The sequence below is a fragment of the Bradyrhizobium paxllaeri genome, assembly GCF_001693515.2.
GTDB lineage: Bacteria > Pseudomonadota > Alphaproteobacteria > Rhizobiales > Xanthobacteraceae > Bradyrhizobium > Bradyrhizobium paxllaeri.
This window is the reverse complement of the sequence record NZ_CP042968.1, coordinates 37,238-53,255: the sequence shown is the minus strand read 5'-3', so window position 1 is coordinate 53,255 and position 16,018 is coordinate 37,238. Positions and strand designations below refer to the sequence as shown.

The window sequence follows — 16,018 nt, the reverse complement described above, 5'->3', positions numbered from 1 at the left end:
GTCCGGGAATCAATCCAAGCAGCGAGCGTTGGCTCAACGCTGGAATTTCACTACGACTACGCAAGGACATGAGCGGCCGGCACTATCACCAATTGGGTACTGCAGAGAGCTGGATCGGGACGGCCCGGCAGCCGCCCCGATCGAGCTTGCATCACACGATTTCGATAAGCGTATCGCCAGCAGCGTCGTTGATGTCGTCGATCGACGTGAACGCGGTTGCGTCACCCGTCACGCCAGTGAGCGTGATGGTGCCGAAGCCGAAGTCGATAACCGTATTGGTGCCGTCATCATCGACCACGACCGTGGTCGGATCAAACCCCGCTGCAGCGTCGACATTGATGTGGTCGCCGTCGGTGAAGCTGAAATCGGTGACTTCGTCGTCGCCAAAGCTTGCTCCAGTACCATCGCCAAAGTTGAGCGTATCGGTTCCGCCGCCGCCCGTCAGCATATCGTCGCCGGCGCCACCATCGAGGACATCGGCGCCGTTGCCGCCGTCCAGCTCGTCGTCACCGGCACCGCCATTCAAGGTATCTTCACCAGCAGCACCCGCCAGCGTGTCGGCACCGTCGCCACCGTTCAGCGTATCATCGGCGTCGCCGCCATCGAGCGTGTCGTCTCCGGCATCGCCGTCCAGCGTATCGTCGCCCGCGCCACCGCTGAGATCGTCGTCTCCGGCACCGCCGCTCATGACGTCGTCACCATCGCCACCGGCCATGACGTCGTCGCCGGCGTTGCCAGACATTGTATCGTCGCCGGCACCGCCTTCCATGGTATCCGCATCGGCGCCACCATTCATGGTGTCGTCACCGTCGTTGCCGTTCAGCGTATCGTTGCCGGCGCCTCCGTTCAGCACGTCGTCATCGGCACCCCCGTTCAGCTCGTCGTCGCCCAGGCCGCCGCCGAGCGTATCGGCTCCCGCGTTGCCGTTCAGGACGTCGTCGCCGAGACCGCCGCTGAGCGTATCGACGCCGTCACCGCCGTTCAGCTCGTCGTTACCCGCACCGCCATTCAGCGTATCGTCACCCGCATTGCCCGAGAGGATATCGGCACCGGCATTGCCGCTAATGTCATCGTTTCCAGCTCCACCTTGGATGTCATCGTCGCCTGCGCCACCAGACAGAACGTCATCGTCGGCTCCGCCATCGATAATGTCGTTACCGGCGTTTCCATTGATCGTGTCGACGCCGGCATTGCCGTTCAGCGTATCGGCTCCGGCGCCGCCATTGATCTCATCGTCGCCGTCACCGCCGTCGATCGTGTCATCGCCGGCATTGCCGTCCAGCGTATCGTTGCCGACCCCTCCATCGATTGTATCGTCGCCGGCCCCACCGCTTACGTCGTCATCGCCTTCCAACGCGGTTATCACGTCGGCGCCCGCGAGCCCGTTGATCTGGTCGTCCATTGCCGTGCCGGGTAGTGTGTCGTCGCCAGCCGTTCCATTGATGAGTGCCATGCAATCTACTCCTTGCGCCCGAGCGTGCGCGATGCGGGACGGCTTGCGGCCCGTCATGCACCTAGCGGTTCTGTGTTTGGTTTATTTTCCATCACGATCGATGTGGATCTCATCACGATCGATGTGAGTTCGACGGCGGCAAGTTGGATGAAAACGGGACGGCGTCACAATCCCCATCTGGGGACAAAAAGAAATGTCAGGTAGACGACGTTGGCGCGGCAGAGCCGCGTTCGCTGATCGGCTTGACCGTCAGCTATTTGCTATTTTGACAGAAACCGGTGAGCCAGCCACGATCGGAAATATTCGCACATACTTTTTGATGTGATGGGCTCCGCGAAGCACGACATCAGCGGCTTGCGAAGCGCCGATCACCTTGACGCTGGCCTTTTGACGCTGGCCTTGGGTTGCGTTGATCGCAGAAAGAAACGATATAGGCCTACGGCTGCGGGCCGTCATAGCCCTCGATGACGATCAGCTCGGCGATCGAGTGCGGCTGCCGCAGCTTCATATTGGCCTGGTATTCCGGCGAATTATAGCAGGCCAGCGCTTGCTCGTAGCTGTCGAATTCGATCACGACGTTACGCGACCGGCTCTGGCCTTCGACGGCGGTGAACTTGCCGCCGCGCACGACATAGCGCCCGCCGAATTTCTTGAAGATCGCGGGATTGGCCGCTGCATAGGGCTTGTAGCCCTCGTCATTGTTCACGTCGACGCGACCGATCCAGTATCCCTTGGCCATCTCACTTCTCCGTTTCTTGTTCGATAATTGATTACCCCAGCGCCTGCTTGATTTCCGCCTGGACGGCATCCGCAGCAAGCCTGGGGTCGGCGGCTTCCGTGATCGGGCGTCCGACCACCAGATAGTCCGCGCCGGCGGCAATCGCCCGCGCCGGCGTCATGATGCGCTTCTGGTCGCCGGTCGCAGCGCCCGCCGGGCGGATGCCTGGCGTCACCAGGTTCATCTGGTGGCCGACAATCTTGCGCAAACTTGCCGCCTCTTCCGGCGAGCTGACGAGGCCGTCGACGCCGAGCACCTGCGCCTGCTGGGCGCGCGCTTCCACCAGGTCGGAGACGTTGAGACGATAGCCCGCGGCGTGCAGATCGCCATCGTCATACGAGGTCAGCACGGTGACCGCGAGAATTTTCAAACCCGATCCGGAGCGCGCCTCGACCGCGGCCTTCATGGTCTGCGGATAGGCATGCACCGTGAGGAAAGTCGCGCCGAGTTTTGCGACGCTCTCGACGCCGCGCGCCACCGTGTTGCCGATGTCGTGCAGCTTGAGATCGACGAAAACCTTCTTGCCCGACTTCGCCAGTTGCTGGACCAGCGGCAGACCGCCAGCATAAGCGAGCTGGTAGCCGATCTTGTAGAAACTCACGCTGTCGCCGAGCCGCGCGACCATCGCTTCTGCCTCAGCCACCCCAGGCAAATCGAGTGCGACGATCAGGCGGTCCTTGGCTGCGATATCGGCTGGCTGCATGTCACCTCACATCATGCGTTGGGAAATGTCGATCAACTGCCGCACCATGGCTTTCAGTCCGTCGCTGTCGGCGGCATTCTTCAGGCGGTCCATCTCGTCATAGGCGTCGTCCGCGAACGGCAGTGCGAACTGGTTCGGGATCACCTGGGCATGGCAGGCCGACAGGATCAGCCGGAGCGCGGCCAGCGCGCGGGCGCCGCCGAGCCGGTTGCCGGAGGCGGAAGCGATCGCAAACACCCGGTCGCGGAACACCTGGCCACGGGTCTCGTGCGCGTCCTGCACCCGGCTTACCCAATCGATGGTGTTTTTCACCAGCGCCGGCACCGAGGAATTATATTCCGGCGTCACGATCAGCACGCCGTGATGGGCTCCCATCATGCGCTTCAGGTTGACCGCGTGCTTCGGCACGCCGGATTTCGCCTGCAGGTCGCCGTCATAGATCGGCAACGGAAAATCTGACAGCGAGATGCGGGTGACTTCGGCGCCTTGCTGCGCCAGTGCGTGGGCCGCAACGGCGGCCAGCTTCGCATTCAGCGAGCCTGTGCGTAGCGATCCCGGGATCACGAGGATTTTCAGCGCGGACATATTTGAATTCGTATTCGGGGCAGACCGGCCGCGCGAATACGCGGCGCATCAGCCCTTGCGATACACCCAGACCCGCGCGGGCGGAAGGTTCATCCAGATCCGCTCGGAGGCTTCTGTGGACACGCCCGGCAGCGATTTCGGAATCGGCGGCGCGACCGAATAGGTGAACTGTACGAAGGGCGCCCCGGGCGCGAGCGCGACGAAGGCGTCGCGGATCAGCTTCAGGCGCGTCAGCATCGGTTTCGTCACAAGCGGCAGGCCGGATACCACGGCGGAAGCTGGCGCATCCAGCACGTCCTTCAGCGAGGAGCGTAGCGCGTAGGCGTCGCCTTGCACCACCTTGGCCTGCGGATAGCGGTCGCGCAGCAGCGCGCAGAAGCCCGGATTATACTCGACCAGCACGAGCCGCTTTTGATCGACGCCGTGTTCGATCAGCGCGTTGGTGATCGCGCCGGTCCCGGGCCCAAGTTCGACGACCGGTCCCTGCGCTTCGACGTCGACATATTCTGCCATGGTCCGGGCGAGCAACTTGCTCGACGGCATCACCGCGCCCATGTGCAGCGGCTTTTCAATCCATGAACGAAGGAAGCGGACCTCATCATCGAGACGAGGCTTCTTCAACGCACGCACGGACGATTGCAAAGGCATGTCGCTACCAGGCGGGACCCGCTGACGAGCGGGATGTCAGAAAACAGTCATAAACACGTATAGATCGACGGGGATGTGGTCAAGCCAAACGGTAACGCATCGGCCGCGCCAAAGTACCCGCGATCCCGCAATAAGACACTGTGCAAGCTGAATGAATCATGACTGCGCGACGCGGCGCCGTCCGGCTATCTCCGCGCGTGCGCCTTACGAGCCCGCGCGGTTGCCGAAGAAGTCCTTGACCTTGGTGAAGAAGCCCGCCGCTTCCGGCTGGGTGGCCCCCGATGACAGTTTTTCGAACTCGGAGAGCAGTTCCTGCTGCTTCTTGGTCAGATTCTGTGGCGTTTCGACCATGACCTGGACATACATGTCGCCAGTCTGGCGCGAGCGCAGCACCGGCATGCCTTTTGATGCAATGCGAAAACGGCGGCCCGACTGTGTTCCAGCCGGCACTTTCACCTTGGTCTTGCCCTTATCGATGGTCGGGACCTCGAATTCGCCGCCGAGCGCGGCCGCGACCATCGAGATTGGAACCCGGCAATGCAGATCGGCGCCGTCGCGCTGGAAGAATTCATGGGTCGCCAGCGACAGGAAGATATAGAGATCGCCGGGCGGTCCGCCGCGAACGCCGGCCTCGCCTTCGCCAGCCAGCCGAATGCGCGTGCCGTCCTCGACGCCTTGCGGGATGTTGACCGACAGCGTGCGGTCGCGCGTCACCCGTCCGGTGCCCGAGCAGTTCGGGCAGGCATCCTCGATCATCTGGCCACGGCCCTGACAGCCAGGACAGGTCCGCTCCAGCGTGAAGAAGCCCTGCGCCTGGCGGACGCGGCCGGCCCCGCCGCAGGTCGAGCAGGTCTTCGGCTTGGTGCCGGCCTTGGCGCCGGTGCCCGAGCAGGGCTCGCAGGTGACGGAAACCGGAATCTCGATCTGCGCGGTCTTGCCCTGAAAAGCTTCTTCGAGCGTGATTTCCATGTTGTAGCGCAGGTCGGCGCCGCGTTCGCGACCACCGCCGCGGCCACGCTGGCCGGCCATGCCGAACAGGTCTTCGAAAATATCGGAAAATGACGAGGCGAAGCCCGCGCCGAAGCCGGGGCCGCCGCCGCCCATGCCCTGCTCGAACGCGGCATGGCCGTAGCGGTCATAGGCGGCGCGCTTCTCGCCGTCCTTCAGCACTTCGTAGGCTTCGTTGATTTCCTTGAACTTCACTTCACTGGTGGCGTCGCCCGGATTCTTGTCCGGATGCCATTTCATCGCCAGCTTGCGGAAGGCCGCCTTGAGCTTGCCGTCGTCCGCGTTCCGCTCGACTTCCAGGGTTTCGTAATAGCAGCGCTTGGTGGACATCAGTCAAACCCGCCCGAAGTTCGTCTTCATGCCGAAGGGTGCTTCTCGAAAGATGCCGCCATCGGCTTAACGAAAAATGACCCCCACCCATCGAACGCAAGCCGCGCGCTCTGTTGGATGAGGGTCATGATCGAAAGCCCGCTTTACGCCGACTTCTTGTTGTTCTTGTCGTCGTCGACCTCGGTGAACTCCGCGTCGACCACGTCATCCTTGGCAGCATCCCGCTTGGCGTCCGCCTCGGCCTGCTGCTTGTACATGGCCTCGCCGAGCTTCATCGAAGCCTGCGCCAGCGTGTTGGTCTTGGCCTTGATGGCCTCGGCATCCTCGCCCTTCAGCGCTTCCTTCAGGTCGCTGACGGCGTCCTCGATGGCGCGGCGCTCGCTTTCCTCGACCTTCGAACCGTGTTCGGCCAGCGCCTTCTCGGTGGAATGCACCAGCGCGTCGGCATGGTTCTTGGCGTCGACCGCCTCGCGGCGCTTCTTGTCCTCGGCAGCATTGGCCTCGGCGTCCTTGACCATCTTCTGGATGTCGGATTCCGACAGGCCGCCGGATGCCTGGATCCGGATCTGCTGTTCCTTGCCGGTCGCCTTGTCCTTGGCCGAAACGTTGACGATGCCGTTGGCGTCGATGTCGAAGGTGACCTCGATCTGCGGCATGCCGCGCGGCGCGGGCGGAATGCCCATCAGGTCGAACTGGCCGAGCACCTTGTTGTCGGCAGCCATTTCGCGCTCGCCCTGGAAGACGCGGATGGTGACGGCGTTCTGGTTATCCTCGGCGGTCGAGAACACCTGGCTCTTCTTGGTCGGGATCGTGGTGTTGCGGTCGATGATGCGGGTGAACACGCCGCCCAGCGTCTCGATGCCGAGCGAGAGGGGTGTCACGTCGAGCAGCAGCACGTCCTTGACGTCGCCCTGCAGCACGCCGGCCTGGATCGCCGCACCGATGGCGACGACCTCATCCGGGTTGACGCCCTTGTGCGGCTCCTTGCCGAACAGCTGCTTCACGACTTCCTGCACTTTGGGCATGCGCGTCATGCCGCCGACCAGCACCACTTCGCCGACTTCGGCGGCGGTGAGGCCCGCATCCTTCAGCGCCTTGCGGCACGGCTCGATGGTCTTCTGCACGAGATCGTCGACCAGCGCCTCGAACTTGGCGCGCGTCAGCTTCATCGTCAGATGCTTCGGCCCGGTCTGGTCTGCCGTGATGAACGGCAGGTTGATTTCGGTCTGCGTCGTCGACGACAGCTCGATCTTGGCCTTTTCAGCGGCCTCCTTCAGGCGCTGCAGGGCCAGCTTGTCGTTGCGCAGGTTGATGCCCTGCTCCTTCTGGAACTCATCGGCGAGATAGCTGACGAGGCGCATGTCGAAGTCTTCACCGCCGAGGAAAGTATCGCCGTTGGTCGACTTCACCTCGAACACGCCGTCGCCGATCTCGAGGATCGAGACGTCGAAGGTGCCGCCGCCGAGGTCGTAGACCGCGATGGTGCCGGATTTCGTCTTGTCGAGGCCGTAGGCCAGCGCTGCCGCCGTCGGCTCGTTGATGATGCGCAGCACTTCGAGACCGGCGATCTTGCCGGCGTCCTTGGTGGCCTGACGCTGCGCGTCGTTGAAGTAGGCGGGCACGGTGATGACGGCCTGCTCGACCTTCTGGCCGAGATGGGCTTCCGCGGTCTCCTTCATCTTCTGCAGGATGAAGGCCGAGACCTGCGAGGGCGAATAGGTCTTGCCGTCGGCTTCGACCCAGGCGTCGCCGTTCGATGCCTTGACGATCTTGTAGGGAACGAGCTTCTTGTCCTTCTCGACCATCGGGTCGTCGTAGCGGCGGCCGATCAGGCGCTTCACTGCGAAGAACGTACGCTCGGGATTGGTCACCGCCTGGCGCTTGGCGGGCTGGCCGACGAGACGCTCGCCGTCATCGGTAACGGCAACGATCGACGGCGTCGTGCGCATGCCCTCGGCGTTCTCGATGACTTTGGCAGTCTTGCCGTCCATTACGGCGACGCACGAATTCGTGGTGCCGAGATCGATCCCAATGACCTTTCCCATGGTCCTCATATCCTTCTTTTTGCGGCAGGTTGGCTGGGCCCTGGACGGCGCACCTAACCGAACCCCCAACGTTCAAATACTCGCGATATTGCGACGGTGAGCCTCATATAGGAGGGTGGGTTATGCCTGCAAGGACCGAACGCAAGCTTAGGGCCTGAAAAGCCTGATGTTTGAAAGAATGTGTCAGCTCAGGGCAAGGGCCGGGCCGGCACCTGGAGCGGCGTTAAGCAATCGGCAAGGGCGCTCATCGCCCGCGCCGCCGGGAGGCGGTGCGCATGGGCCCGCCGCCGGGTGGAGGGGAGCGGTATTTGGCCGCTGGAAGCGCCTCAAAAACAGCCCGGAGAGCGGGCAGAAACCCGCAAAATGCCTAGATATCGGAACGTAACGGGGGAACGGACGCCTACCCTGCCCTGTTGCAGGGACATCAAAACCGCTAAAAGCGGGCCGACTGGAACGACCCTGTCGTTCCCGCAAGGCCCAAAGATTCCATTCGAGATTCCATGCGCCGCATCGTCGGGCCGCTGAACGGCCTCCATGCAAACCCGGTAGATCCTTCATGAAGCCCCTTCGATACTTTGCTGCGGTTGCCCTGGTCGTTGCCACCACGTCTTCCGCATTTGCCGCCGATCCGGTCTTCCCGCCGGGCGCGAGGGTCGGCATGACGCCGCTGGTCGGCCTCAACAAGGCGAGAGCGTTCATCGGATTCGAGACCGAGGACCAGGGCGTCAAGGTCCTGGTCGCGGACCTGCCGGCGGAAGCCTATGGCGAGGTCGCCAATGCCTTCAAGGCCAACCCGGGCGGCACCGGCGGCATCAAGCCGGAGAGTATCGAGACATCAGCAGGACTTGGTTACTACACGGTCGAAAACGGCAAGGATGGCGCGACCAATGTGCGCCGCTATTCGATGATCCTGCCCGGCCCCACCTTCTCCGGCTATGTCGCCGTTCAGGTGCCGGAGAACGCCTCGAAGATCTATACCGACGATGCCGTGCGCCAGATGTTCGCTTCCGCCAAGATCCGCACCGAGGTGCCGGTCGAGGAGCAGCTCGGGCTGATGCCGTTCAAGATGAGCGAGCTCTCGAGCTTCAAGAACATCCGCACGCTGGCGCCGGGCGCCGCCCTCATTCTCTCCGACAGCGACGAAAAGAAGGGTTTTGAGATCGCGCCCTTCATGATCATCGGCCTGATCGGCTCGACGGCGGCCTCACCCGACGATCGCGGCCGCTTTGCCCAGCAGATCGCGACCACCATTCCCGGCGTGCGCGACGGGCGGATCACGATGTCCGAGCCGGTCCGCATCGACGGCCAGCCGGGTTACGAGACACGGATCGACGCCATCAGCGGCAAGGACAATACGCCTGTTACGATCGTGCAATGGCTGCGGTTCGGCTCCCAGACCTCGATGCGCATCATCGGCTCCTCGCCGCGCGACGACTGGACCAAGGCGTTTCCGCGCTTCCGGGCCGTACGCGACGGAATTCATCCGCGGGGCTGATCGCGAAATTTGCGGGCGGCGCCGCAATTTCGAGCTTTCGTCGGTACACACATGGAACTAGCCTTGCCTGCTGTCGGGTTCGCAACAGGGGAGACGCGCTATGCTTTCTCGCAGGCTGGTTCTGACAGGTTTAGGCGCGACGTCCGTCGCCGCCCTCGTACCAGGAGCAATCATGGCCGCAGCGGTCAAGCCGGATAACGCTTCGGCGCTCATCGTCATCGACGTGCAGAACTGTTTCCTTCCGGGCGGAAGCCTCGCGGTCAAGGACGGCGACCAGGTCGTGCCCGTCATCAACCGCATCGCCAAGGGCTTTGCCAATGTGGTGCTGACACAGGACTGGCACACCGCGGGCCATGTCTCGTTCGCGACATCGCATTCCGGCAAGAAGCCGTTCGAGACGGTCGATCTTCCCTACGGCAAGCAGGTGCTGTGGCCGGATCATTGCGTGCAGGGCACCGAGGGCGCGTCGCTGTCGAAGGATCTCGCCATCCCGCATGCCGGGCTCGTGATCCGCAAGGGTTTCAACAAGAACGTCGACAGCTATTCGGCCTTCACCGAGGCCGACGGCAAGACCTCGACGGGGCTCGCCGCTTATCTGAAGGCGCGCAAGGTGAAACGGGCGTTCCTCGCCGGCCTCGCCACCGACTACTGCGTGGCATGGAGCGCACTCGACGCGCGCAAGGCCGGCTTCGAAACCTATGTGGTCGAGGACGCCTGCCGCGGCATCGACCTCCAAGGCTCGCTCGCCAAGGCCTGGACCGACATGACCAAGGCTGGCGTCAAGCGCATCCAGTCGGGTGACATTGCGGCGTAGGCGCGTCCTCTCGAAGAGGCCTGGAATGTCCGATCCGGCGGCTCCGTTCGCGTTCGAGATGATCCGTCGTGCGCCGTCGCCGCGCACGGCGGGCCTGATCGCCGGCATCACGGGTTATCGCGAAACGGCGCGCGGCCGATTTTTCCAGCGCGAAACCGCGGGCCTCGTGGTGCCGCTGATCATCAGCGTCGGCACGCCGTTCCTGATCGCGCTCGGGCGCGATCCTGACGCTGATGACCGGCAGCCGAGTTTCGCCGCCGGACTTTATGCCGGCCCGGCCCATATCGAATCCGACGGCGGCGCCGAATGCGTGCAGGTGGATTTCACGCCGCTCGGCGCTTACAGCTTCTTCGGCGGCGCCGTCGTCGATCTCGCCGCGCGCATGGTCGATATCGGCGATGTGCTGGGGCGCGAAGGACGGCAACTGCGCGAGCGGCTTGGCGCGACATCCCGCTGGCAGGATCGCTTCGATCTGGTCGAGGATTTTGTAGCTGGCCGTGCCACCCATCTGCCTTCGTCCGAGATCGCATTCGCCTATGGACGGCTCGCGCACAGCGCGGGCGGCACGCGCATCGCTGCGCTTGCAAGCGAGATCGGCTGGAGCCGCAAGCATCTGGTCGATCGCTTCCGGGCGGAAATTGGTCTGGCGCCGAAGCCGGTCGCCCGCATCATGCGCTTTCATGAAGCGTGCCGGCTTGCGCGGACCGAAACCGCAAGCGGCTGGGCCTCCATTGCGGCCGAAAGCGGGTATTCCGACCAGGCGCATCTGGTCCGCGAATTTGCCGATCTTGCCGGCGAGACCCCGACGGCATGGGCCCGGCGGCTGAGGCTGATCGACAGCCGCCTGACGCGGCCGCTCGAGGCGCGAGCTGCGTAGCCGGCCGGGTAACAAATCTTCAAGCCGGAACTGGAGCACTGCGGCATGGTTGGCGCAGTAGAGCAATCAGCAAGGAGTTGCCATGACCAGTCCAGGCAAAAGCGAAGCGCCACGCCTCTATCCAACGATGCGCTGCCGGGATGCCGAGGCCATGATCGGCTGGCTGAAGGACGTGATTGGTTTCACCGAACGCGTTGTCTACCGCAACGGCGGCACGATCCATCATGCCGAACTTGCCTATGGGCCCTCGATCCTGATGCTCGGCCAGAGCAGGGACGATGAATATGGCAAGCTTGTCGGCGATATCGGTGGTCGCCGCACGGACGCGATTTACGTCGCCGTCGACGATCCCGACTCGCTGCACGCGAGGGTGAAGGCGGTCAGCGGTAGAATCGAAATGGAACTGCGCGACACCGACTACGGCAGCCGCGACTTCGCCTGCCGGGACCCGGAAGGCAATCTCTGGAGTTTTGGGACGTATCGTCCGAGCACAGACGAGAAGCCGCTGTAAGCTTTCCTGCTCAGTTCGCCACGTCGGCCGCCGGCGCGGCCTTGGCACCGCCCTTGGAGACGCCGACCAGTGCCGGGCGCAGGATGCGTTCGCCGATCATGAAGCCGGCCTGCACGACCTGAACCACCGTGCCCGATGGCACCGACGGGTCGGGCACTTCGTACATCGCCTGCTGGAAATTCGGATCGAACTTCTCGCCGGACGGATCGAACTTCTTGACGCCGTTCTTCTCCAGCGTGTTGAGCAGCGAGCGTTCGGTCAGTTCGACGCCTTCGATGAAAGCCTTGATGCCGGGATCGGCGGTCTCTTTCACATCGGCCGGAATCGCATCGAGCGCGCGCTGCAGATTGTCGGCGATTTCGAGAATGTCGCGGGCGAAGCCGGTAATGCCATAGGCGCGCGCGTCGGCAACCTCCTTGGCGGTGCGCTTGCGCAGGTTTTCCATCTCCGCCAGCGTGCGCAGCATCTTGTCGCGCGCCTCGGTCGCCTCCTTGACCAGCAGCTCCACCGCCCCTTCCTCGGGATCGTCGGGCATGATGTAGGGCTTTGAGACCACGGGTTCGCCCGTCTCTGCCGGGTTTGCCGTGTTGTCATTCGGCCGCTTGGGATCGGTCATAAGGCTGCCTTCTCAAAAAACGCGTCTGGCTCAATGGGGATTTGCTGCCCGCGATATCGTGCTTTAGCGGCCGAAAATCAAGCGTTCCATAGCGTTTTCGAGCGAAGTGGGCACCGGTTCGCGTCAAGAAAACGCGTCAGAACAGAAAATCCCGGATTAGGGTCGATTCATGACCGATCAGCCGCCCAGCATCCGGCTGACGATCCGGGCGGCATAATCCACCGTCGGAATCACCCGCGCATAATTGAGCCGGGTTGGCCCGATCACGCCGAGAACGCCGACGATGCGGCCGGACGCATCGCCATAGGGCGCGATGATGGTGGAGGAACCGGACAGCGAAAACAGCTTGTTCTCCGATCCGATGAAGATTCTGACGCCCTCGGCGCGCTCGGCGCGGCCCAGGAGGTCGATCACGCCGCGCTTGGTCTCGAGATCGTCGAACAGCGACTTGACGCGTTCGAGATCTTCCAGCGCGTGCAGATCTTCCAGCAGATTGGCGTGGCCGCGCACGATGAGTTGGCGCTCCTCGTGTTCGCCGCCGGACCAACTCGCAATGCCCGCCTCGATCACCTTCTGCGTCAGTTGATCGAGTTCGACGCGGCTCTGCGCCATCGCGTTTTCGAGCTCAAGGCGCGCTTCGGCCAGCGTGCGGCCGCGAATTCGCGCATTGAGGAAGTTGCTCGCTTCGGTCAGCGCCGACGAAGGCACGCCGGGCGGCAGCGCCAGCACGCGGTTTTCGACCTGGCCGTCTTCACCGACCAGCACCACCAGCGCGCGCTCCGGCTCCAGCCGCACGAATTCGATGTGCTTCAGCCGCGAATTGGATTTCGCCGTCAGCACCACGGCGGCCGCCCGCGTCAGGCCGGACAGCCGCGTCAGCGCTTCGCCGAGCGCGGCCTCGACCGATTGCGCGCGGCCGACGGAAGCAAGCTGGTTCTGGATCGATTCACGCTCCGGCCCGGTAAGATCGCCAACCTGCATCAAGGCATCGACGAAGAAGCGCAGGCCGAGTTCGGTCGGCAGCCGGCCCGCCGACGTATGCGGCGCGTAGATCAGGCCGAGCGCTTCGAGGTCCGACATCACGTTGCGGACGGACGCCGGCGATAGCGGTACCGCGATCAGGCGGGAAATGTTGCGCGAGCCGACCGGCTCGCCGGTGGCGAGATAACTCTCGACGATTTGACGAAAAATGTCGCGCGACCGCTCGTTGAGCTGAGCCAGCCCGGCATGCGGCGCGATCAGTCCAATCGGATCGTGGTGGGCCACTAACTCTTCCTCCCAGCACCCCTAATTTGTCCATCCGGGGCGCCGATGACAAGCACGCTCTGTTCATGGCGTTTTCCGGCAGAATGGCCGCCATTCGCGTGAAGAAAGCACGTCAAAACATCATGAAATTGCAGGCAAAAGCCCTTGCCGCTGCCCGTTCCCCCTCCTACAAGCACCGCAACCGGATTTTCGCCTCGATTTCGAAAGGATTTCCCATGCGGCCAAGCCGCCGTGCGCCCGATCAGTTGCGCCCCGTGTCGCTGGAACGCGGCGTGGTAAAGTACGCCGAAGGTTCCTGCATGGTGAAGTTCGGCGACACCCATGTGCTTGTTACGGCGACGCTGGAAGAGCGGCTGCCGCCTTGGCTGAAGGGTCAGGGCCGCGGCTGGGTCACGGCCGAATATGGCATGCTGCCGCGCGCCACCCTTGAGCGCACCCGCCGCGAGGCTGCCGCCGGCAAACAGGGCGGCCGCACGGTCGAAATCCAGCGGCTGATCGGCCGCTCCTTGCGCGCAGCCGTCGACCTCGAAGCGCTCGGCGAGCGCCAGATCACGGTGGACTGCGACGTGATCCAGGCCGATGGCGGCACCCGCACCGCCTCGATCACCGGCGCGTGGGTGGCACTGGCCGACTGCATCGGCTGGATGAAGAGCCGCAACATGCTGAAAGCGAACGTTTTGCGCGACAATGTCGCCGCGATCTCCTGCGGCATCTATCAGGGCACGCCGGTCCTCGACCTCGACTATGCCGAGGATTCCGAGGCCGAGACCGACGCCAATTTCGTCATGACCGGCGACGGCCGCATCATCGAGGTGCAGGGCACGGCCGAAAAGACGCCGTTCTCGCAGGATGAGTTCCTGGCGCTGATGGAACTGGCGCGCAAGGGTGTCGCGCGCCTGGTGGACTTGCAGAAGCTGGCCGTCGCGTGAACCGTAAAGACTGTCGTCATGCCCGGGCTTGACCCGGGCATCCACGACTTCCTTTCTTCCTAAGACGTGGATGGCCGGGACAAGCCCGGCCATGACGGAATACAAATGCACATGGCTCAGCACCGTCGAATCACCGGCCGGCTCGTGATCGCGACCCACAATCCCGGCAAGCTTGCCGAGATGCGGGAACTGCTGGCGCCGCATGGCGTCGAGGCGGTCTCCGCGGGCGAACTCGGCCTCGGCGAGCCCGAGGAAACCGGCAAGACGTTCCAAGCCAACGCCGCGATCAAGGCGATCGCGGCGGCGAACGCTGCGCAATTGCCCGCCTTTGCCGATGATTCCGGCCTGGTCGTCGATGCGCTCAACGGCGCCCCCGGCATCTACTCGGCGCGCTGGGCCGGCGAGGGCAAGGACTTCATGGCGGCGATGACCCGGATCGAGCGCCTGCTGCAGGAACGCGGCGCGACCACGCCGGACAAGCGCAAGGCGCATTTCGTATCCGCATTGTGCGTTGCCTGGCCCGACGGCCATGTCGAGGAGGTCGAGGCACGGGTCGATGGAACCCTGGCCTGGCCGCCGCGCGGCAGCGCCGGTTTCGGCTATGATCCGGCCTTCCTGCCCGACGGGCATGCCAGGACCTTTGGCGAGATGACCTCGATCGAAAAGCACGGCCTGCCGCCGCTCGGCCTCGGCCTGTCACACCGGGCGCGTGCCTTCGTCAAACTGGCGGAGATCTGCCTTGGCTAGTCGCGAGCGACCACGCCCCAAGGAGGCCTTCGGTGTCTACGTGCACTGGCCGTTCTGCCTGTCGAAATGCCCCTATTGCGATTTCAACAGCCATGTCCGCCACGCGCCGATCGACGAGCAGCGCTTCGCGCGCGCCTTCGCCCGCGAGATCGAGAGCACGGCGGAGCGCGCGCCTGGCAAAACCGTCACCTCGATCTTTCTCGGCGGCGGCACGCCGTCGCTAATGCAGCCGCAGACCGTCGGCGCGATCCTCGACGCGATCGGCAAACACTGGCGCGTTGCCGGCAATGTCGAAGTCACGCTGGAAGCCAATCCGACCAGCGTCGAGGCGACGCGGTTTCGCGGCTACCGCGCAGCCGGCGTCAACCGCGTCTCGCTCGGTGTACAGGCGCTCGACGACGCCTCGCTGAAAGCGCTGGGACGGCTCCATACCGCACGCGAAGCGCTCGATGCCGTCGCGATCGCCCGCTCCGCGTTCGACCGCTATTCGTTCGACCTGATCTACGCCCGCCCCGACCAGACCCCGCAGATGTGGACGGATGAACTCAAGCTCGCGATCTCGGAAGCCGCCGAGCATCTCTCGCTCTACCAGCTCACCATCGAGGAAGGCACGCCGTTCTTCGGCCTGCATGCCGCGGGCAAATTGAAGACGCCGGACGAGACGCTGGCGCGCGCGCTCTATGATGTCACACAGGACGTCTGCGCCGCGCACGGACTGCCGGCCTACGAAATTTCCAACCACGCCCGCGAAGGCGCGGAGTGCCAGCACAATCTGGTCTACTGGCGCGGCGACGAATATGCCGGCATCGGGCCGGGCGCGCATGGCCGCCTCGACATCGACGGCATCAGGCACGCGACCGCGACCGAGAAGCGGCCGGAGGCCTGGCTGATGCGCGTCGAGGCCAAGGGCCACGGCGTCGTCACCGACGATGACCTGAACAGCGAAGAACGCGCTGACGAATATCTGCTGATGGGATTGCGCCTCGCCGAAGGCATCGACCCCAAACGCTATGCGACGTTGTCCGGCCGCGCGCTCGACCCGGGCCGTATCGCCATCTTGCGCGAGGAAGGCGCGATCTCCGTCGACGCCGATGGCAGGCTGCGGGTAACGAAGGATGGTTTTCCGGTGCTCGACGCTGTTGTTGCAGACCTCGCGGCATAACGCGCAGCCGTAGCCCGGATGAAGCGCAGCGCAATCCGGGGACAGTGCGTC

16 protein-coding genes are annotated in these 16,018 nt (G+C 63.9%); 7 read left to right on the top strand and 9 right to left on the bottom strand.

Annotated features, from left to right (window positions below; genetic code table 11):
• Positions 1-151: 151 nt before the first annotated feature.
• From LMTR21_RS00285 to dnaK, 7 genes are all read right to left on the bottom strand, one after another.
• Complete coding sequence (locus tag LMTR21_RS00285) at positions 152-1,453, bottom strand: calcium-binding protein (RefSeq protein WP_084030796.1); 1,302 nt, start codon at positions 1,451-1,453, stop codon at positions 152-154.
• A 436-nt stretch (positions 1,454-1,889) separates the two neighbouring features.
• Positions 1,890-2,192, bottom strand: coding sequence for a DUF1330 domain-containing protein (locus tag LMTR21_RS00280; protein WP_065754667.1), 303 nt, complete (start codon positions 2,190-2,192; stop codon positions 1,890-1,892).
• 31 nt (positions 2,193-2,223) lie between these two features.
• Complete coding sequence (pyrF, locus tag LMTR21_RS00275; protein ID WP_065754666.1) at positions 2,224-2,934, bottom strand: orotidine-5'-phosphate decarboxylase; 711 nt, start codon at positions 2,932-2,934, stop codon at positions 2,224-2,226.
• 6 nt (positions 2,935-2,940) lie between these two features.
• Positions 2,941-3,519, bottom strand: a complete 579-nt coding sequence (locus tag LMTR21_RS00270; RefSeq protein ID WP_065754665.1) for an NADPH-dependent FMN reductase — start codon at positions 3,517-3,519, stop codon at positions 2,941-2,943.
• Positions 3,520-3,567: 48 nt separating this feature from the next.
• Positions 3,568-4,167 carry a class I SAM-dependent methyltransferase gene (locus tag LMTR21_RS00265; protein WP_057862206.1) on the bottom strand — a complete coding sequence of 200 codons (600 nt, stop codon included), beginning with the start codon at positions 4,165-4,167 and terminating at the stop codon, positions 3,568-3,570.
• A 204-nt stretch (positions 4,168-4,371) separates the two neighbouring features.
• Positions 4,372-5,505, bottom strand: a complete 1,134-nt coding sequence (gene dnaJ, locus LMTR21_RS00260) for a molecular chaperone DnaJ (RefSeq protein ID WP_065754664.1) — start codon at positions 5,503-5,505, stop codon at positions 4,372-4,374.
• Positions 5,506-5,648: 143 nt separating this feature from the next.
• Positions 5,649-7,550 carry a molecular chaperone DnaK gene (gene dnaK, locus LMTR21_RS00255; protein WP_057840981.1) on the bottom strand — a complete coding sequence of 634 codons (1,902 nt, stop codon included), beginning with the start codon at positions 7,548-7,550 and terminating at the stop codon, positions 5,649-5,651.
• Between the two features lie 556 nt (positions 7,551-8,106).
• On the opposite strand from dnaK, the gene LMTR21_RS00250 reads away from it, so the two are divergent.
• The 4 genes from LMTR21_RS00250 to LMTR21_RS00235 all read left to right on the top strand — a co-directional run bounded on the left by LMTR21_RS00250 (position 8,107) and on the right by LMTR21_RS00235 (position 11,247).
• Positions 8,107-9,045, top strand: coding sequence for a hypothetical protein (locus LMTR21_RS00250; RefSeq protein ID WP_057840980.1), 939 nt, complete (start codon positions 8,107-8,109; stop codon positions 9,043-9,045).
• Between the two features lie 100 nt (positions 9,046-9,145).
• Complete coding sequence (pncA, locus tag LMTR21_RS00245) at positions 9,146-9,859, top strand: bifunctional nicotinamidase/pyrazinamidase (protein WP_065754663.1); 714 nt, start codon at positions 9,146-9,148, stop codon at positions 9,857-9,859.
• A 25-nt stretch (positions 9,860-9,884) separates the two neighbouring features.
• On the top strand, positions 9,885-10,736 hold the full coding sequence (locus LMTR21_RS00240; RefSeq protein WP_065754662.1) for a helix-turn-helix domain-containing protein: 852 nt from the start codon (positions 9,885-9,887) through the stop codon (positions 10,734-10,736).
• 82 nt (positions 10,737-10,818) lie between these two features.
• Positions 10,819-11,247: a VOC family protein gene (locus LMTR21_RS00235; protein ID WP_065754661.1), complete on the top strand. Its 429-nt coding sequence runs from the start codon at positions 10,819-10,821 to the stop codon at positions 11,245-11,247.
• Between the two features lie 10 nt (positions 11,248-11,257).
• Here the strand turns inward: LMTR21_RS00235 and grpE are convergent, their stop codons facing one another.
• A complete protein-coding gene (grpE, locus tag LMTR21_RS00230) occupies positions 11,258-11,863 on the bottom strand; it encodes a nucleotide exchange factor GrpE (protein WP_065754660.1) in 606 nt (201 codons plus the stop codon).
• A gap of 177 nt (positions 11,864-12,040) precedes the next feature.
• A complete protein-coding gene (gene hrcA / locus LMTR21_RS00225; protein ID WP_057840975.1) occupies positions 12,041-13,129 on the bottom strand; it encodes a heat-inducible transcriptional repressor HrcA in 1,089 nt (362 codons plus the stop codon).
• Positions 13,130-13,344: 215 nt separating this feature from the next.
• On the opposite strand from hrcA, the gene rph reads away from it, so the two are divergent.
• The 3 genes from rph (at position 13,345) to hemW (ending at position 15,967) form a co-directional block, all read left to right on the top strand.
• Positions 13,345-14,058, top strand: coding sequence for a ribonuclease PH (gene rph, locus LMTR21_RS00220; RefSeq protein WP_057840987.1), 714 nt, complete (start codon positions 13,345-13,347; stop codon positions 14,056-14,058).
• 111 nt (positions 14,059-14,169) lie between these two features.
• The gene (gene rdgB, locus LMTR21_RS00215; RefSeq protein ID WP_065754659.1) at positions 14,170-14,805 is read left to right on the top strand and encodes an RdgB/HAM1 family non-canonical purine NTP pyrophosphatase; all 636 of its coding nucleotides are present in this window, start codon (positions 14,170-14,172) and stop codon (positions 14,803-14,805) included.
• The gene (hemW, locus tag LMTR21_RS00210) at positions 14,798-15,967 is read left to right on the top strand and encodes a radical SAM family heme chaperone HemW (protein WP_065754658.1); all 1,170 of its coding nucleotides are present in this window, start codon (positions 14,798-14,800) and stop codon (positions 15,965-15,967) included. The genes rdgB and hemW overlap by 8 nt, the downstream gene beginning before the upstream one ends.
• Positions 15,968-16,018 lie beyond the last annotated feature (51 nt).

Coding starts and splice junctions, on each gene's coding strand:
- LMTR21_RS00285 (WP_084030796.1), bottom strand. CDS start 1,453: ATGGCACTCATCAATGGAACGGCTGGCGACGACACACTACCCGGCACG.
- LMTR21_RS00280 (WP_065754667.1), bottom strand. CDS start 2,192: ATGGCCAAGGGATACTGGATCGGTCGCGTCGACGTGAACAATGACGAG.
- pyrF (WP_065754666.1), bottom strand. CDS start 2,934: ATGCAGCCAGCCGATATCGCAGCCAAGGACCGCCTGATCGTCGCACTC.
- LMTR21_RS00270 (WP_065754665.1), bottom strand. CDS start 3,519: ATGTCCGCGCTGAAAATCCTCGTGATCCCGGGATCGCTACGCACAGGC.
- LMTR21_RS00265 (WP_057862206.1), bottom strand. CDS start 4,167: ATGCCTTTGCAATCGTCCGTGCGTGCGTTGAAGAAGCCTCGTCTCGAT.
- dnaJ (WP_065754664.1), bottom strand. CDS start 5,505: ATGTCCACCAAGCGCTGCTATTACGAAACCCTGGAAGTCGAGCGGAAC.
- dnaK (WP_057840981.1), bottom strand. CDS start 7,550: ATGGGAAAGGTCATTGGGATCGATCTCGGCACCACGAATTCGTGCGTC.
- LMTR21_RS00250 (WP_057840980.1), top strand. CDS start 8,107: ATGAAGCCCCTTCGATACTTTGCTGCGGTTGCCCTGGTCGTTGCCACC.
- pncA (WP_065754663.1), top strand. CDS start 9,146: ATGCTTTCTCGCAGGCTGGTTCTGACAGGTTTAGGCGCGACGTCCGTC.
- LMTR21_RS00240 (WP_065754662.1), top strand. CDS start 9,885: ATGTCCGATCCGGCGGCTCCGTTCGCGTTCGAGATGATCCGTCGTGCG.
- LMTR21_RS00235 (WP_065754661.1), top strand. CDS start 10,819: ATGACCAGTCCAGGCAAAAGCGAAGCGCCACGCCTCTATCCAACGATG.
- grpE (WP_065754660.1), bottom strand. CDS start 11,863: ATGACCGATCCCAAGCGGCCGAATGACAACACGGCAAACCCGGCAGAG.
- rph (WP_057840987.1), top strand. CDS start 13,345: ATGCGGCCAAGCCGCCGTGCGCCCGATCAGTTGCGCCCCGTGTCGCTG.
- rdgB (WP_065754659.1), top strand. CDS start 14,170: ATGGCTCAGCACCGTCGAATCACCGGCCGGCTCGTGATCGCGACCCAC.